The organism is Trichocoleus sp. DQ-A2 (genome assembly GCF_039961915.1).
In the GTDB taxonomy this organism is placed as follows: Bacteria; Cyanobacteriota; Cyanobacteriia; order Cyanobacteriales; family FACHB-T130; genus FACHB-T130.
Window position 1 is genome coordinate 240,194 of sequence record NZ_JAMPKD010000008.1, and the last position, 17,134, is coordinate 257,327.

Sequence of the window (17,134 nt, forward strand, 5' to 3'; positions counted from 1 at the left end):
GGAATCGGCAAAAACTGTTAATTCCAGGGAAATCCTAAATGGTTCTGATTTTGTGCAAGAGGTTGCTTAGACGAATGCGAACTCCCTTTGTTTGGGTAGCTAAGTCACGGCGCGTTAAAAATACTTTCCTGGTCGAATTTGAAGCCGTACACCAGCGTTCGTAAGCTGGAATTGCTATGTCTGTTAAAAAGGTGCGCCACTGTGTGGTGAGCTGATCGGGTTGTAGTTCCTTCGCACGGAGCTTACCATTTTCAATCATCGCACGACGCAACTCTTTGTCATCGCGAAGACGTTTCAGTGCCAGAATCACTTCATCAATAGAACCTGCTTCTAGGTAGTCAAGTTCGCTTTTGCGCTCCCAACGGTACCCCGACTCGCATCGTCCTAGAATTGCAGGTACACCAGCAATCCAGGAGTTGTAGAGCTTTGAAGCCGGTTTCCAGTAGTAATCATTTTTACGATTCAAGCTGCGTACAGCCACGATTGCATCAAGTTCGCTATAGTCGCCCCATTGAATCGGGTTTCTCACTACCTGAAACCGCAAACCCAAAGCATTCATCTGCTCCTGCCACGACGGCTGCCTCAGCTCGAAGATCAAATTTTCTTTACGACCTAAATAGGCAACATTTTCAAAGCGATCGCCTCGTGCTGGATCTCGCGGGATCAACCCTGGTTGAGGCCAATGCGGAATGTAATATTTCTCCCCTGGAAACAAATATTTATCCCCAACATGTACGTGTGGATAGAGCATTTCCTGGCGATTTTGGACAACATGAAGCTGTGCGTAACGGTGTTTCCCTTTATCTCCACAAACAACCACTAATATTTGTTTTGGTCCTGGTCGCAGATCGGGTGGTACAGTACCTGTCCACGCAACAACAATACCCTCAGCAGGGATCTGTCCGGCTACTTCACAGGGAAAACCATCAGCTTTCAAACGAAGATAGGTTTGTAATATCCAGTTGTACGTACCAGTGCATTTACCACTTTTATAAACTTCTTGATAAGTTTCAGGATTCACCGGAATGTTGCTATCAGGCCAGTCCGATTCGGGAAGATAAAAATAAATCGTTGGAAGCTGTTCAGCCATGAGGGATGGAGATAAGCATGGATAACTACGGTAAATCTTGAAAATCAAGCAATACAAGAAATCTTCAAACGCTCTGTCAAAGCCAATGTTTCAACTGAAGGTCATAATGACCGGCTTGTTCCGGAGGATACCACCCTGTTTCAACCTTCTCGATTATTTTAGGTAAAGCTTCGATAAATTCTGAACCCCGGTCTTTTGGATGAACCGTCCAGGCTTTCGGAGAATCGAGAACCCCTCGGACATACTGCGTCGCCTCCAGTTGGTTCGATACCATCACTTCCCAAGAATCCAAAGCTCCTTTACCAGCGATATTGTTCAATATCGTTTGTAACCTCACTGGCAACCGATTGGCAATCTTTTGCCGATAAGGACGCCACAGCACTGGTAATGGAAGTAACTTGTCGAAGCGCTTCTTGTCAATTAAGTAAATGCGGCTACTGAAAAACTTAAATGTATAGAATCCATCTGGGTCTCGCTCATAGGGCACCCGTTGATACATACTACCATCCTCCGTCGGTGGCCCAGTCAGCGGTCTGATTGCCATCACTTCCGGGTGTTGTTGCATCAACTTCATCCCCTCGTCTACCCAGCTATAATCGGGTTGCTGATGGAGCAGCATATCGCTGTCATAGTGAAGCATATAGTCACCTTGGGCTTCTTCAATGTGAAAAATCGTGCCCAAAATGGGGTAGCCCTTATAGTTATGTGTATACCGGATGCGGCTGCCAAAATGTTTGCGATATACTCGGTCGTGATAGGCTCCGGAGTAGTCAATATCGACTACCTTGTCTACCACACCATCACGCAGCAAGCGATCGCAGCGCTCCCGTAACTGTTCTAGAGTACCGATGCCTGGACGCCCGACTTTGTCCCCCGTTAGCGGTGCCGTATCTACAGCCAACACCCGTTCGCTAAACTTGAATTTACTCATCTTCACTAGATGAGGAATGGTGTGCATCATGAACGGCAGATCGGTTCGCGCTACCAAAATCCACAGTGAACAGCTAGCAATTGACATTAATTCTGCCTTTGTGTTTTAGACATCAGGAAGCTCCTAAAAAGATTTTAATGTATTATTCAAATTAACCTGCTGAGGATTTTTATATGACAGACGGCATCTATACACTAGCGAATGATGTAGTCTACGACCAACTCGTTGCTCTATTAAATAGCATAGAAGCCAATGTCGGTAAAGAAATCCCAGTCTGCGTTATTGCCTATGATAATCGAGTAGATCGAGTTCGCGCGGAAATCGCTAATCGGGAAAATGTAACCTTGCTGGATGATGTTAACTTGTTTGCTCGTTGGGAAGATTTTTCTAAACGGGTATGGGCAGCTCATCCAACTGCTTTAAAGACTTGGCAAGAACAAGGAATACCCGGTGTTAATCGTATAGGCATGAATCGGCGATACTGCGCCTTTGATGCGGATAGCCCTTTTGAAAGGTTTATCTACTTAGATGCCGATATCGTAGTCATGGATTCCTTAAAAATTATCTTTGATAAATTAAATGAGAATGATTTTGTGGTTTATGATTTTCAGTACAAATCCCCCAATCATATCTTTAATCTCCAGTCACCAAAATTATTAGAAGTTGTTGATAAAAACCGGCTTAGTACAGAGATATTTTGTGCCGGAATGTACGCCGGGAAGCGAGGGTTATTCCCCCAGGAACAAAGAGATTGGTTAGTATCCAAGCTAGAGGAAGGCGAGGCAGAAATTTTATTTATGCCAGCGCCTAACCAATCAGTTCTTAACTATATGACGATGAGAGGAGAGATTCCAGTTTATAACTTGGCGCTGCGTTTACCTGACGAGCAAAAAACTGGAAACGCGGTTACTTCTCCCCATTTTGAAGCTAGGGATAATATTCTGTACGATCGAGGCAAACGACTAACCTATCTACACTATATTGGGCTGTCATCAAAATTGTTTTCTCGGATTAGTGAGGGAGAAAATATTGATTTTCCCTATCGGGATATTTTCTTGTATTATCGCTATCTTCACGAACCAGAGAAGCGCCCCAAGTTTACAACCAAACCGACACCTTACAATCAGGCTCCAAGTTTAGCCAAAAGAGTTTTAAAGAAAATTGGATTCACCAGTTGAGGATATTTGAATGAGTCGTGGTATCTATATTCTTGCTAACGATCGCGTAATTGATAATGCGATCGCGCTATTGAATAGCATTCGTGCTTATGATGCTGATAGTCCGATTGTGATGATTCCCTATAACAATCAGTATCAAGCGATCGCTGATATTATTACTAAGTCTCATGGGGTAAAAATATACGAAGATTTACAGTTATTAGAAAAGATAGATGCTTTAGTCAAGCAGACCTGTGGTGACAACCTTTTAGATAGACCCAATTTGCTTCGAAAGTTAGCCTGTTGGTTTGGTTCTTTCGATGAATTTCTATATATTGATACTGATATTGTTGTATTTGAAAAAATTATAGAAAATCTTAATTATCTTGCAAACAATGATTTTATCTGCTGTGATTATCAATACACAGGAGGCATTAAACAAGTTTTTACACCCAAAATCACAGAAATTTTCTCTGAAGACGAATTGAAAGATGTTTTCAATAGTGGTTTTTGGGGTTCCAAGAAAAACCTAATTACTCAACAAGATTTGCAAGATACTTTTGAGTTCTGTGCATCTCATCCTGAATATTTTTATGTCTTGAACTCCGACCAAACGATTCTTAATTATCTCGTATTAAAGCGAATGCCTCGACGATTTAATATTGTTCGAGAAAACGGGAAGGGGCCTGGAAATTGGGCAGGAAGCCCGCATTTTAAGCAGGAAGGCTATAAATTAGTCGATCCAAAAGTTAATCAACCTCTGAAGTTTGTACACTGGGCGGGCGTCCGTTTACAGCCAGGTGGTTCGTATTGGGATATTTGGGAACACTATCGTTATCTGAATGAACCTAAACCAGCTCAATTAGCATTCACTCAGAAGAAAAAAAGCTTGTGGCAGCAAATCAAAGATAAAATCAAGGGATAAAAATAGAGTTCTTGCAATAATATTTAGAAACATCTTCTTAACCCGCACTGCTTTTCAACTCGGAACCTCACCCCCAACCTCTCGACCTTCACGGAGAGGGGAGAGAATATTAAACCCTTCTGGGTGAGCGGGAAGACACAGAGATAGGGTTAAACCGTACTGCATCCAATCGAGAATTGCTATCAATTGAAATCTAGATTTTTAAATCAATAGCCTCCCAGGCAGCTTGAAAAAAGTCTCGTTCGCACAACATCGCATAGCGGTAAGTTGATTTCAAAGATGCTGTGGTAGAGGCATAACGATCAGCCAGATTTTCTAATTTCTGAGCTAGTTGCTCAAATTCCTCACTGCTATAAGTGCGAATCCAGTTAGTGTATTGATGGTCTTTTATTCCACTCTGAGCTATTTGCTGACCTAAGAAAGTATACAGACGCATACAGGGTGCCATTGCCACAGCAATTAGACTGACCTCCGAACTCCAAGCTGTTGCTAATAAAAAGTCCGTGTAGCGGCGTGTAGCGGCTCCCGGTTCTACTGCTTGCAGGTTGACTCCCCACTCATCTGCATAGCCTTGATGAAGGGAAAGTTCATCTAAAACGCCCCCAGCTAGGGAATGAAACGTATTAAATCCCTGCGTGTCGGGAGCTTTAGCCGCAGCAATGCTATAGGCACGGGCAAAAGCTTCTAAGAAAAAGGCGTCTTGCCCCACATAGTAAGCAAATCGCTCCTGGTGTAGCGTGCCGTCGGCAATGCCTTGGACAAAAGGATGCTTGAGGCAGGCTTGTGCTAAATCTTGATTTTCCTGCCACAAATCGCTGGATATCGTCATAAACTGACTCGTAAACACTGGGCAGGGATTTTAACCCACCCTAGCAGAATTAAAAAAGCAATCGGAGGAGTAAGCTACCAATACCTCCTAGGAAATTCGCCAAATTTCCGCCGCTGCTACCCGCTTCCTGCAAAGGTGTTGTTAGCTCTTTAATGAAAACTTGGCTAGTCTGATAGCCCTGAATATTTCCCTGGATGGTAAAGAGTTCGGAAGCTTTCTGAGAATCCAGAACGGCTCCAGAGCGATCGCCCATTTGATAACGCGCTACTCCTCTCGCTAGATATGCGGGGGCAAAGTTGGGCTTAAGAGCCAGCGATTGGTTGAAATGATCGATTGCCCCTTGTTGGTCTCCTTTTTGACCCTCTGCTACACCCCATGCGTAGAAATCTTCAGGCGTGGCTGCATAGCTAGGGATGCCAATAGCCGCCTGCAAGTTAGCACCATTGATGTTAGCACCCGCCAAATTTGCATTAACAAGAAAAGTTTCTCTTAGGTCAGCGCCTGCCAGGTTCGCACCTGTCAAGTTTGCACCGCTCAGATTGACCCCAAATAGAGAAGTCCCGCTCAGATTTGCACCTCTGAGGTCGGCTCCACTCAAGTTGGCACGACTGAGATTAGCACGGCTCAAATCAGCGCCAGTGAGATTAGCTCCTGATAAGTCAGCTAAAGCTAGACCCGCACCACTGAGGTCGCACTGCGAACATTGTTTAGTAGCTAATAACTGTCTAGTATGTTCGACGTTTTCAGCTTTTGCAGGAGCAGCAAGGGAAAGTGTCGTCAGCAGTGCTGCTGTTGCGGCGATTTGGGGTTTCATATCGAGTTGTGCAGCGGTAGCTCTCTATTTTCCCCAGCATAAACCATTCGGGAAAACATCAAGCTTTATCGTACAGAATTAGAACCGCTGCCATTCTCTGGAGTGTGAGTATTTGGGCGAGGTAAGAGGCTGATAATTTGCGATGCGGTTTCTTGCAAGTTGAGTTCTGATGCCATTTGAGGGGCAGTTGACCAGCTATGTCCCAAAAATACATTGAGAGAGAATGTTAGAGTCGCGGCTACCATTAGTTTTTCCAGCATCTCAAACTCCCCCCCACAGCAGATAAATTAGCGCATAAGATTCTGATACTACTAATATGAATACTTTTTATCTAACATTAGGTGATTGACATGCCGGAGAAAATGTGATCGTATTTCCAGGACTGGGTGATCCTAGTCACATACAGCGAATTTACCGTCTTAAAGGCGCGATCGCAGCTTCTCATCGGCAAGCGCAACACCAAGCATTCCTACAACCGCAGCACCAAACTGGAGTCAATATCTTGTAACTTGGCGCAGCCACTCAAAGCGATCGCTAAATCAAGTTCATCCCGCAAAAGTTCCAGTACGTGCCCGACACCCGCCTCTCCCCCTACCGCTAATCCCCACAACACCGGGCGTCCCAATAATACGGCTTTTGCCCCTAATGCCAGGGCTTTGAGGACATCAGTGCCGCGACGGATACCGCCATCCACCAGAACTTCTGCGGTGTCCCCCACAGCCGCAACCACCTCACTCAGAGCATCAATCGTAGCGATCGCTCCATCCAATTGTCTGCCCCCGTGATTAGAAACAATCACCGCTTTGGCTCCATGTTCCACCGCCCGAAGCGCATCATCTCCCCGCAAAATCCCTTTTACCACCAAGGGCAAAGGCGACAGAGATTGCACCCATTCCAAATCCTTCCAAGTTAGCGCTGGGTTTAGCTGCTCTAAAAAATAGGCAAATAAACCCGATTCGCCGGGTTTATAGGAAATCTCTAAATCTGTCAACGTCGCTAAATTAGCCAGTTCCATCCCCGATGGCAAAACAAACTGATTTCGCGTATCTCGCTCTCGCTTACCCAGCAGAGGCGCATCAACTGTCAGACACAGCGCTTGGAAACCGGCAGCATAGGCGCGTTCTACCAAAGCACGGGTAAGGGCGCGATCGCGATGCACGTACAACTGAAACCACTGCGGTGTCTGATTCGCGACGCTGGCAACTTCTTCTATACTTTTGGTTGCTAAGGTACTCAATACCATCGCGGTTCCCATTTTTGCCGCAGTTTTGGCAGTAGCAATTTCACCGTCTGGATGCGCCAAACACTGAAACGCCATTGGTGCGATGAGAATTGGCAGTTGTAGAGATTGACCGAGCATCGTGGTACTTAAATCCCGCTGGCTGACATCTACCAGCATCCGAGGACGGAGTTTGTAGCGCTCAAAGGCTGCTCGATTATCCCGCAGCGTGATTTCGTCCCAAGCACCGCTAGCGTAGTAATCCAGCGCCATCTGAGAGAGGTGCTGGTTGGCTAGCCTTTCGTACTCAAATAGATTAATAGGTCTAACAAGGTTAGTCATTTGCCAATGCTAGCCGATGCTCATCAAGAGCGATCGCATTTCACTTTGTTGCTATGACCTTTTTGCTATGTTATTGGCTACACAGAATTCAAGATTTGACCATGAATAAGTTATTACCCGCAATTGTAGGTGTGGCAGCTTTGCTCAGTTTAGGTACTGCGGCGGTGACAAATGCAAATGCAACACCAGATGTATCGGGAATCCGCCTAGCTCAACGACCTAACTGCAACAATCCTCAGACTCAAGGAGAAATGAATGCCTGCGCTGGAATAGATTACCAAAATGCAGATAAAAAGTTGAACCAAGTATACAAACAACTCCTACCAAGATTGCAAAGCTCGCGACGACAGAAATTAATATCAGCGCAGCAAGCTTGGATAAAGTTTAGAGATGCGAGTTGTACTTATGAAAGAACTGAATTTGCAGGCGGAACAATGGAACCGATGATTTACAGTAGTTGCCTTGCAGAAGTAACAAAACAGCGGACAGCGCAATTAGAGCAATATCTAAGCAACGCCGATAGGTAAAGCGAGAATGCGATCGCACTACTGAAATGAAATCGGTGAGGAATGCGATCGCTCTATTCCAACTCTATTCTGCAAGGCCCTTAGCGACCAATTAGATTTTTGCATAACTCCGGTTCAGATAAAGATATAGATGATGGAGCGACCAAATCTATAAATCAGCTGCTGGAGAATTTGCCAATGCACTACTGTCTCGAATCTCTCAGCCTTGCCACTGCTACTTTACTGCTTTCGCTGACATCTCCCCTTTTACCGCTTACCTTGAAGTTTGAGCCTCTTGCGGTACAGGCGCAAACGACCCAAGACAGAAAGGCTGAGGCGTTACAGCTGAACAAAGAGGGAGTTCAGTTACTAAATAGAGGTCAAATTCGAGAAGCTTTGCAGAAATTTCAAGCCGCTTTGGTTATTTCCAGAGAAATTGGCGATCGCAGGAGAGAAGGCTCGACTCTTGGCAATATTGGAAAGTCTTACTTTGAGTTGAAACAGTACTCTCAGGCTTTGGATGCCTTCCAGCAAGCTCTGGCAATTTCCAGAGAACTCAGCGATCGTAGAGGAGAAGCTGCTTATCTTGAGAATATTCGTAGGGTTCAGCTCGCTCAAAGTGGAGTACCTATCCTTGATAAGGCAGAAGTAGATCGCCTCATTAAGCAGGGTCGTCGGCAGCTAAAAGACAGTCAACTTCGAGAAGCTTCACAGACTTTTCAACAGGTGTTGGGGATTTATCGAGAGCGTGGCAACCGTGCAGAGGAGGCTGCCATAACTAGAAGAATTGGATCGATATACAGGAACGTAGAACAACATACCCAGGCTTTGGAATACTTTCAGCAAGCTCTAGCCATTTATAGAGAAATGGGCGATCGCCAAAAAGAAGCCTACACTCTCGGCAATATTGGCTGGTCTTACTTTGACTTAGAGCAGTACCCTATGGCTATGGAGTCCTTCCAGCAGGGTCTAGCAATTCACCGAGAACTCGGCGATCGCCAAAAAGAAGCTGCTTATCTCGATAATATTCGCAGGGTTCAGCTCGCTCAAAGTGGAGCAGCCATTCCTAAAACCGCAGAAGAAGAACGCCTCTACGAGCAGCTCTTTGAGCAGGGTGAGCAGCAGCTCAAAAACGGTCAATTTCGAGAAGCATCACAGACCTTTCAACAGGTATTGGATATTTATCGAAAGCTTGGCGACCGTGCAGAGGAAGCGTCTACAACTTTAGAGATTGGTTCGATCTACGGTGAGGTAGGACAAAATACTCAGGCTTTGGAATACTTCCAGCAGGCTCTAGCCATTTACAGAGAGATTGGCGCTCGCGAGGACGAAGCCGAGGCTTTCGAGGAAATTGGGGAGTTTTACTTGGAATCGGGACAGTCCTCTCAGGGGCTGGAATACCTCAAGCAGGCTTTAGCTATTTACACAGATATGGGAGAGCGCAAGGCAGAAGCCTCCACTCTCGGCAGCATCGGGTGGATTTACTTTCACGATCTAAAACAGCCCTCTCAGGCTTTGAAATACTTCCAACAGGGTCTGGAAATCTATAGAGAACTCGGCGATCGTAGGAGAGAAGCTGCTTATCTTGAGAATATTCGCAGGGTTCAGCTCGCTCAAAGTGGAGTAGCCATTCTCAGCGAGGCAGAAGCAGAACGCCTCTTAGAGCAGGTTGAAGACGGTCAATTTCAAGAAGCGTTACAGTCCCTGCAACAGGCATTGGAGAAATATCGAGAGCGTGGCGACCGTGCAGGCGAGGCTACTATAACTAGAAGAATCGGATCGATCTACGCTCAAGCAGAACCACCTATTCAGGCTTTGAAATACTATCAGCAGGCTCTAGCCATTTACAGAGAGCTTGGCGCTCGCGAGTCAGAAGCCGAGACTTTCGAGGAAATTGGGGATTTTTACTTAGAGTCGGGACAGTCTTCTCAGGGGCTGGAATACCTCAAGCAGGCTCTAGCGATTTACACAGAACTCGGTGCTCGCAAGAAACAAGCTTACACTCTCAGCGAAATTGGGGAGTTTTACTTCGACTCAAAACAGTACTCTCAAGGTTTGGAATACTCTCAGCAGGCTCTAGCCATTTATACAGAACTTGGCGACCTTACAAGAGAAGTCCGCATTCTCAACAATATTGGGAAGGTTTATGATGAAAACCTGAAACAGTACTCCCAAGCCTTGGAATACTACCAGCAGGCTTGGGTAATTAGAAGAGACTCCTGCGATCGCACAGGAGAAGAAAGAACTCTCCAAAGCCTTCAGAAGGTTTATAGCCGCAGGAGTCTCGCTGAAGAAACACCTATCTCCGATCGAGCAGTGGCTCGCCTGCTTGTAGAAGGGTTGCAGCAGCTTAGGAACAATCAGTTGCCAGAGGCAGCACAGTCTTTTCAGAAGGCATTGGAGGTCGAGCGGAAAGGGAGTAACCGCAAGCAGGAGGCGTTTATCTCCAGGCTAATTGGATGGAGCTACACGGATCTGGGACAGCATACCCAAGCTTTGGACTATTTCCAGCAGGCTTTAGCAATTTACAGAGAAATGGGCGATCGTAACAGCGGCGGTAGCTACGCTTCACGCAGGGAAGAACTCTCTACTCTCGATAATATTGGGTGGTCTTACGTCGCACTAAAACAGTACCCTCAAGCTTTAGAATCCTTTCAGCAGGCTCTAGCAACTTACAGAGAAATCGGCGATTCGTCTAAGGGCGATACCTACACTTCACGCTCTCAAGAAGCTACTGCTCTCAATACCATTGGTTCTGTGTTGGAAGCACAAAATCAACCGGAATTAGCAATTATCTTTTACAAACAATTTGTTAGTATCACTGAAGCCTTTCGTAAAAATTTGCAAGTCTTACCCAGTGCAAGACAAAACGCTTGTTCTCAAACATCTCCTAATAATGTATATCGTCATCTTGCTAACCTTCTCCTCAAACAAGACCGAATCCTCGAAGCACAAAGAGTTTTAGATTTGCTCAAAGTACAAGAACTCGACGATTACCTCCGCAACGTGCGAGGCAATAACAATACTAATCAAGGATTACCGAATCTCCTACTAGAACAACAGACTTGGGCGAGTTATGAAGTGGTTCTGGACAAAGCGGTAGAAATTGGCAAAGAACTCACTCAACTACGACAAATACGACCCGAAAACCGCACCCCAGCACAAGAACAGCGCATCGCTCAATTGGTGAAATCCCAAGAAAAAATTATCGAAGATTTCAATAACTTCAGCGAAAGTCCAGAAGTATTGGCACTGATTCAGCAGCTGAGTCCCAAGAGCAGGAAACCAGATTTGGTGGACGATTTAGAAGACCTGATTGGCTTACAAGATAACCTGAAAAATCTGCAACAAAAGGCAGTCCTCCTCTACCCCTTAATTCTGGACGACCGCATCGAACTCATCCTCACCACCCCTGACTCTCCCCCCATTCGGCGCACCGTCCACGTTTCCAAGAAACAACTCAACGAGACAATTGCAGCATTTCGCAGCGCCTTACAAGACCCCAAATCTGACGCCAAAATCCCCGCCCAACAACTTTACAACTGGCTGATTAAACCCCTAGAACCAGACCTGAAAGCCGCAGATGCCGAAACGATTGTCTACGCACCCGACGCTCAACTGCGTTACATTCCCCTAGCGGCTTTGTACGATGGACAACAATGGTTAGTGCAACGCTACCGCATCAATAACATTACTGCCACTTCCCTTACAGAACTCAATACCCAACCTCAACGGCAACTGCAAGTTTTAGCCGGTGCCTTTGCCACCGGACGCTACAGTTTCACGGTTGGTGGACAAGACTTTAACTTTGCTGGGTTGCCCTTTGCTGGAACTGAGGTAGAAAATTTAGCCAAGACCGTTCCCACTACAACCAAACTCATCGATAAAGCCTTCACCCCTCAAGTCACCGTTCCTAAAATGGATGACTATACCGTCGTGCATCTAGCGACTCATGCCGCGTTTGTCGTGGGGACACCGGATGATTCTTTTATTCTCTTTGGTAATGGCGATCGCATCACCCTCCGAGATATCCAAAAATGGAGCCTCAAAAACGTTGATTTGGTAGTTCTTTCTGCCTGTGAAACCGGATTGGGCGGAAAACTGGGGAATGGTGAAGAGATTCTCGGCTTAGGCTACCAGATGCAGAGAGCAGGGGCAAGGGCTGCGATCGCATCTCTTTGGACAGTCGATGATGGCGGGACTCAAGCCTTAATGAATGCCTTCTATGCAACTCTCAAAAAGGGCAACACTACAAAAGCTGAAGCCCTGCGTCAGGCACAAATTGCTCTGATTACTAGCGACTATACAGCTTTGGCTCAAAAGCGCGGGGGCATTGTCATCGAACGTATTGGCAATACTTCATCACCGGATGCGATCGCTCGGCTTAGCCACCCTTATTATTGGGCACCGTTTATCTTGATTGGCAATGGCTTGTAGCCTGTAAATTCGATGACTCTTGAAGAAGGCGATCGCTCTATCCATGATGCTGTCGCTGATAAACATCCATCAACGATGACTGGCTTACTTCCAGCACAGGGGAGAATTTATATTACTTAACCTATCTTGAGAGCGTTGGCATCAAACTCCAGGCTTATTACAGCCACGGCTGCGGTAGTCTAGAACAGGTGACTTTATTTGCTGTGTTCAGGCGATCGCTTTATGTCTCCTACAGTTTCTAGTCCGGCTCGTACTATCCGCATCGGTTCTCGCAAAAGCCAACTCGCACTCGTCCAGACTTACTGGGTGCAAGAACAACTCCAGAAACACTTTCCCGAATGTACCTTTGAAGTCCACACGATGGCGACTCAAGGGGACAAAATTCTAGATGTTGCCTTAGCCAAGATTGGCGATAAGGGACTCTTTACGAAAGAACTCGAACTGGGAATGCTCAACCAAGAGACAGACTTTGCCGTGCATTCCCTCAAAGATTTGCCCACCAACTTGCCAGAGGGATTGGTTTTAGGATGCGTTAGCGAACGGGAAAATCCGGCAGACGCCCTTGTCGTGCATGAAAAGCACAAAGATAAGCAACTGGAAACCCTGCCAGAAGGGGCTGTAATTGGAACGTCTTCCCTGCGGCGACTGGCACAGCTGCGCCACCACTATCCTCACCTATCTTTTAAAGATATTCGGGGCAACCTAAACACCCGACTCGCAAAACTAGATACTGGCGAGTACGACGCAATTATTTTAGCTGTGGCTGGGTTGCAACGGCTGGATATGAGCGATCGCATTCATCAAGTGATTGCCCCTGAAGTATCCCTCCATGCCGTCGGACAAGGTGCTTTAGGCATCGAATGCCGTGCTGGTGACACCGAAATTCTGGAGTTACTCAAGGTACTAGAGCATCAACCCACTGCTCAACGCTGCTACGCTGAAAGAGCCTTTTTACGGACACTAGAAGGCGGCTGCCAGGTGCCAATCGGAGTGAATACTCAGATTGACGGCGATACACTCACCTTGACGGGCATGGTTGCCAGTTTAGACGGCAAGCGGATGATTAAAGACACCGTTAGCGGTGCTGCCAGCGATGCCGAACAAATCGGAATTCAGCTTGCCCATCGGTTACGCGAACAGGGAGCTTCGGCAATTTTAGAAGAGATTTTTACCGAAGTCGGACGCGGTCATTAATCCAAAATCAAACTCCAAAATCGGGTAGGCGATCCCCTGACTCGGTATGATGTAACCAAAATATTTCAGGAAACGCCAGCAATAATGCGAATTCTGTTTGTTGCAGCTGAAGCAGCGCCCATCGCCAAAGTGGGTGGGATGGGTGATGTCGTTGGTGCCTTACCAAAAATTCTGCGAAAAATGGGGCATGATGTGCGAATCTTCATGCCTTACTACGGTATGCTGCCCGACAAAATGGAGATTCCCAAAGACCCTGTTTGGTCGGGTTCTGCCATGTTCCAGTCGTTCTCAGTCTATGAAACCGTTCTACCTGGAACCGATGTGCCACTGTACCTATTTGGTCATCCGGCTTTCATGCCACGTCGCATCTATTCTGGGGACGATGAAGACTGGCGGTTCACGCTGTTTGCTAACGGTGCAGCAGAGTTTTGCTGGAATTACTGGAAGCCGCAAATTATCCATTGCCACGACTGGCACACCGGGATGATTCCGGTGTGGATGAACCAAGATCCCGATATTACCACCGTCTTCACGATTCATAATCTGGCTTATCAAGGGCCTTGGCGTTGGTATTTAGAGAAAATTACTTGGTGTCCTTGGTATATGCAAGGACACAACACAATGGCAGCAGCAGTGCAATTTGCCAACAAGGTAAATACCGTTTCCCCTACCTATGCCCAGCAAATTCAAACCCCTGCCTACGGGGAAACCTTAGAAGGTTTGCTGTCTTTCATTAGCGGAAAGTTATCCGGTATTGTTAACGGCATCGATACGGAGGTTTACGACCCCGCCACTGACAAATACATTACTCAGACCTTCACAATTGATACTCTTGAGAAACGTCAAGCCAACAAAATTGCACTGCAAGAAGAAGTCGGCTTAGAAGTTAACAAAAATGCCTTTGTGATTGGCATGGTAACGCGACTGGTGGAGCAGAAGGGCATCGATCTTGTGATTCAAATGCTCGATCGCTTTATGGCGTATACCGATGCTCAGTTTGTTCTCCTGGGTACAGGCGATCGCTATTACGAAACCCAGATGTGGCAAATGGCTTCCCGCTACCCTGGTCGCATGGCAAACTACTTACTCTATAACGATGCTCTCTCCAGACGCATCTATGCGGGTAGCGATGCTTTCCTCATGCCTAGCCGCTTTGAGCCTTGCGGCATTAGCCAAATGCTGGCGATGCGTTACGGCTGCGTGCCGATTGTCCGTCGCACAGGTGGCTTAGTCGATACCGTTTCTTTCCACGACCCAGTGAACCACGCTGGTACGGGGTACTCCTTCGACCGTTATGAACCCCTAGACCTATACACCTGTATGGTTCGGGCATGGGAAGCTTTCCGCTTCAAACCGCAATGGCAGGAGTTGCAGAAGCGGGGTATGCAGATGGACTTCAGTTGGGACACATCCGCGAAGGAGTATGTCAAACTGTACAACTCCATTTACGGCATCACTGAGGAAGAACCCGCCCAGCCTGAGATGCAGTCAGAGTTAGTAAATACTTAGTCATAAAAAGCACTTCGGTTAAAGACCCCCTGCTTGCAGGGGGCTTTTTGTTGGCTAGGGTGCGTTAGCGATCGCTAACACTGTCAAACTTGGTGGCAAAGTTTCAAAACCTTGTGAGTGCATAGGATGCGCTCATTGTCAGCGTAAGGTACTCGCCCTAAAATCCAGGCATAAGTTAAGGTTATTGGCAATAATCCTTGAATTACGGACAATAAAAACGCTACAAGCACCATAATCCTCGGGGTTAGACCTTGTTCTAGCTAGCTTGCGATCGGTTATATATATTTTTTATATAAAGTACAGTTTCCGTACTACTGATAAATTCTTTGTAACTTTTTTGCAAACGCAACTAGCGACCACAAGACAAGCCTACAAATAAAGCAAGTTTTTACTGCATTTCAGCCTTTTCTCCGAAAGATGTCAGTAATATCGCGGATCTCAATCGGTATTAACGACGGCTAGGATTTAGCAGACCAGTTTTATGAAGTTTTGATGAAGCTTCCTAAAACTGCACAGCAGGGTCATCTCTAGCGTTCTTGTCGTTTACCAACGAAGTAAAAAATGTCTAAAGTACACTCTTCTGGATTGAGCCTGCTGTTGATTTTTAGTGCCTCGACGGTTAGCGTCGGACTAGTAACAAAACCAGCACTCGCTATTACCACCTACTACGTTGCGACGAATGGTAGTGATAGTAATTCTGGAAGCCAAAACAGCCCATTTGCCACTATCAGTCACGCAGCTTATAAGGCAAAGGCTGGCGACACGGTATATGTACGGGGAGGCACCTACAGCTTTACGAAAGAACAATACATTGGCAGCATCGGCACCGCCAGCAGTCCGATTAGCTACCAATCCTATCCAGGCGAGAAAGCAATTTTAGATGGCACTAAAACGCCAAGCAACACCAACATCGTGAATCTAGCTGGCGCATACAACATCTTCAAGGGCTTTGAAGTAAAGAACTCCAAATTTACAGGCATTGTGTCCTGGGGCGGCAACAACCTCCAGATCCTCAACAACACCGTTTACAACTCCTACAAGAACGGTATCTTTGTTGGTTACGACAAAGATATGACCACAGCCTCAAACATCCGAATCGACGGCAACACCGTTTATATGAATTGCCTTGCGAATAAAAGCCGTACCCTTGCTGATGGTTGGGATCAGGGGATCGCTAGTGGCAGAGCAAGCAACGTCACCATCAGCAACAACCACGTGTATCAGAACTACGGTGAGGGAATCGACTTTATTTTGACCAAGGGCGGTGTAGCTTCTGGTAATAAGGTGTATGACAACTACAGCGTGAATCTATACCTGGACAACGCTACTGACATCACGGTAGAGCGCAACCACATTTACACCACCAACAACACAAACTTTTACCGAGACGGTAAACCAGCGAGTGGGATTCAGGCATCCAATGAATACTACGATTTTTCCAACCCAGTGAATAACATTAAAATCCGCAACAATATCGTCATTGGGGGACTTACAGGCTTTGCCTATTTTTCAAATTACGGCAGAGGCGGAGGGTTGAAGAACTTTGTTATCGCCAACAATACCTTTTACAAAGCGACGCGAGCCATGCTCCTGATCCATAGCGATCCAGGTCATACAAACAATCTGATTGCCAACAACATTTTCTCCCAAACTGGCAGTGTCGCGATGACAGAAATTCCAGCCAAAACGGGATTGGCATTTCAGAATAACTCTTGGTATGGTGGCAGTGCTGGTATTGCTGTGGGTACCGGCGATATCACTGCCAACCCGTTGCTGGTAAATCCGGGAACTACAGTGGCAACTGACTACAAGCTTCAGCCTGGTTCCCTAGCCATTGAAAGAGGTACTACGCTTACTCAAGTCACGAATGATTATGCAGGATCGAGCCGTCCGCTAGGGCTAAAGCATGACATTGGGGCTTACGAATATTTCAAGTAGAAGAGTAATGATTTTTTAACGCAAAGGGCAATCTGGGAAAGGGCAAAGTTACGCAGAGGAACTACAAGTTTTTGCGATTACTAAGTCTTTTCCCTAGCCTTCTGTGCATAAAAAAATCCTACTGACGAATTATAGCAACCGCCAAGATAGTTAGGACGTAGAGTAGAGATCACCTGTTGTCCTGAAGTTATTCAAGCTGCTCATGGCAAACCCCTATAGTTATGACCTGCGTCAGAAGGTGAT

General features: G+C 46.3%; 13 protein-coding genes. 7 read left to right on the forward strand and 6 right to left on the reverse strand.

Features of this window, described 5'->3' with window-relative positions; genetic code table 11:
* Window positions 1–34: 34 nt before the first annotated feature.
* Window positions 35–1,090, reverse strand: coding sequence for a hypothetical protein (locus tag NC997_RS10415; protein ID WP_190527251.1), 1,056 nt, complete (start codon window positions 1,088–1,090; stop codon window positions 35–37).
* A gap of 76 nt (window positions 1,091–1,166) precedes the next feature.
* Window positions 1,167–2,108: a hypothetical protein gene (locus NC997_RS10420; RefSeq protein ID WP_190527253.1), complete on the reverse strand. Its 942-nt coding sequence runs from the start codon at window positions 2,106–2,108 to the stop codon at window positions 1,167–1,169.
* An 86-nt stretch (window positions 2,109–2,194) separates the two neighbouring features.
* Here NC997_RS10420 and NC997_RS10425 point away from each other — a divergent pair, with 86 nt between their 5' ends.
* Both NC997_RS10425 and NC997_RS10430 read left to right on the forward strand, forming a co-directional pair.
* Entirely contained in the window at window positions 2,195–3,199 is a 1,005-nt protein-coding gene (locus tag NC997_RS10425) for an Npun_R2821/Npun_R2822 family protein (RefSeq protein WP_190527254.1), read from the forward strand.
* Window positions 3,200–3,209: 10 nt separating this feature from the next.
* Window positions 3,210–4,103, forward strand: coding sequence for an Npun_R2821/Npun_R2822 family protein (locus NC997_RS10430; RefSeq protein ID WP_190411267.1), 894 nt, complete (start codon window positions 3,210–3,212; stop codon window positions 4,101–4,103).
* A 193-nt stretch (window positions 4,104–4,296) separates the two neighbouring features.
* Here the strand turns inward: NC997_RS10430 and NC997_RS10435 are convergent, their stop codons facing one another.
* The 4 genes from NC997_RS10435 to NC997_RS10450 all read right to left on the reverse strand — a co-directional run bounded on the left by NC997_RS10435 (window position 4,297) and on the right by NC997_RS10450 (window position 7,307).
* A complete protein-coding gene (locus tag NC997_RS10435; RefSeq protein ID WP_190411268.1) occupies window positions 4,297–4,932 on the reverse strand; it encodes a TenA family protein in 636 nt (211 codons plus the stop codon).
* A 49-nt stretch (window positions 4,933–4,981) separates the two neighbouring features.
* On the reverse strand, window positions 4,982–5,746 hold the full coding sequence (locus tag NC997_RS10440) for a pentapeptide repeat-containing protein (protein WP_190527256.1): 765 nt from the start codon (window positions 5,744–5,746) through the stop codon (window positions 4,982–4,984).
* A 65-nt stretch (window positions 5,747–5,811) separates the two neighbouring features.
* Complete coding sequence (locus NC997_RS10445) at window positions 5,812–6,006, reverse strand: hypothetical protein (protein WP_190411270.1); 195 nt, start codon at window positions 6,004–6,006, stop codon at window positions 5,812–5,814.
* Between the two features lie 209 nt (window positions 6,007–6,215).
* Window positions 6,216–7,307: an alpha-hydroxy acid oxidase gene (locus NC997_RS10450; protein WP_190527258.1), complete on the reverse strand. Its 1,092-nt coding sequence runs from the start codon at window positions 7,305–7,307 to the stop codon at window positions 6,216–6,218.
* A 101-nt stretch (window positions 7,308–7,408) separates the two neighbouring features.
* On the opposite strand from NC997_RS10450, the gene NC997_RS10455 reads away from it, so the two are divergent.
* From NC997_RS10455 to NC997_RS10475, 5 genes are all read left to right on the forward strand, one after another.
* On the forward strand, window positions 7,409–7,834 hold the full coding sequence (locus NC997_RS10455; RefSeq protein WP_190527260.1) for a lysozyme inhibitor LprI family protein: 426 nt from the start codon (window positions 7,409–7,411) through the stop codon (window positions 7,832–7,834).
* Window positions 7,835–8,011: 177 nt separating this feature from the next.
* Window positions 8,012–12,250: a tetratricopeptide repeat protein gene (locus tag NC997_RS10460; RefSeq protein ID WP_190527262.1), complete on the forward strand. Its 4,239-nt coding sequence runs from the start codon at window positions 8,012–8,014 to the stop codon at window positions 12,248–12,250.
* 222 nt (window positions 12,251–12,472) lie between these two features.
* Window positions 12,473–13,444, forward strand: coding sequence for a hydroxymethylbilane synthase (gene hemC / locus NC997_RS10465; RefSeq protein ID WP_190527264.1), 972 nt, complete (start codon window positions 12,473–12,475; stop codon window positions 13,442–13,444).
* 84 nt (window positions 13,445–13,528) lie between these two features.
* Window positions 13,529–14,953: a glycogen synthase GlgA gene (gene glgA, locus NC997_RS10470; RefSeq protein WP_190411276.1), complete on the forward strand. Its 1,425-nt coding sequence runs from the start codon at window positions 13,529–13,531 to the stop codon at window positions 14,951–14,953.
* A gap of 561 nt (window positions 14,954–15,514) precedes the next feature.
* Window positions 15,515–16,891 carry a right-handed parallel beta-helix repeat-containing protein gene (locus NC997_RS10475; RefSeq protein ID WP_190527266.1) on the forward strand — a complete coding sequence of 459 codons (1,377 nt, stop codon included), beginning with the start codon at window positions 15,515–15,517 and terminating at the stop codon, window positions 16,889–16,891.
* Window positions 16,892–17,134: the final 243 nt, after the last annotated feature.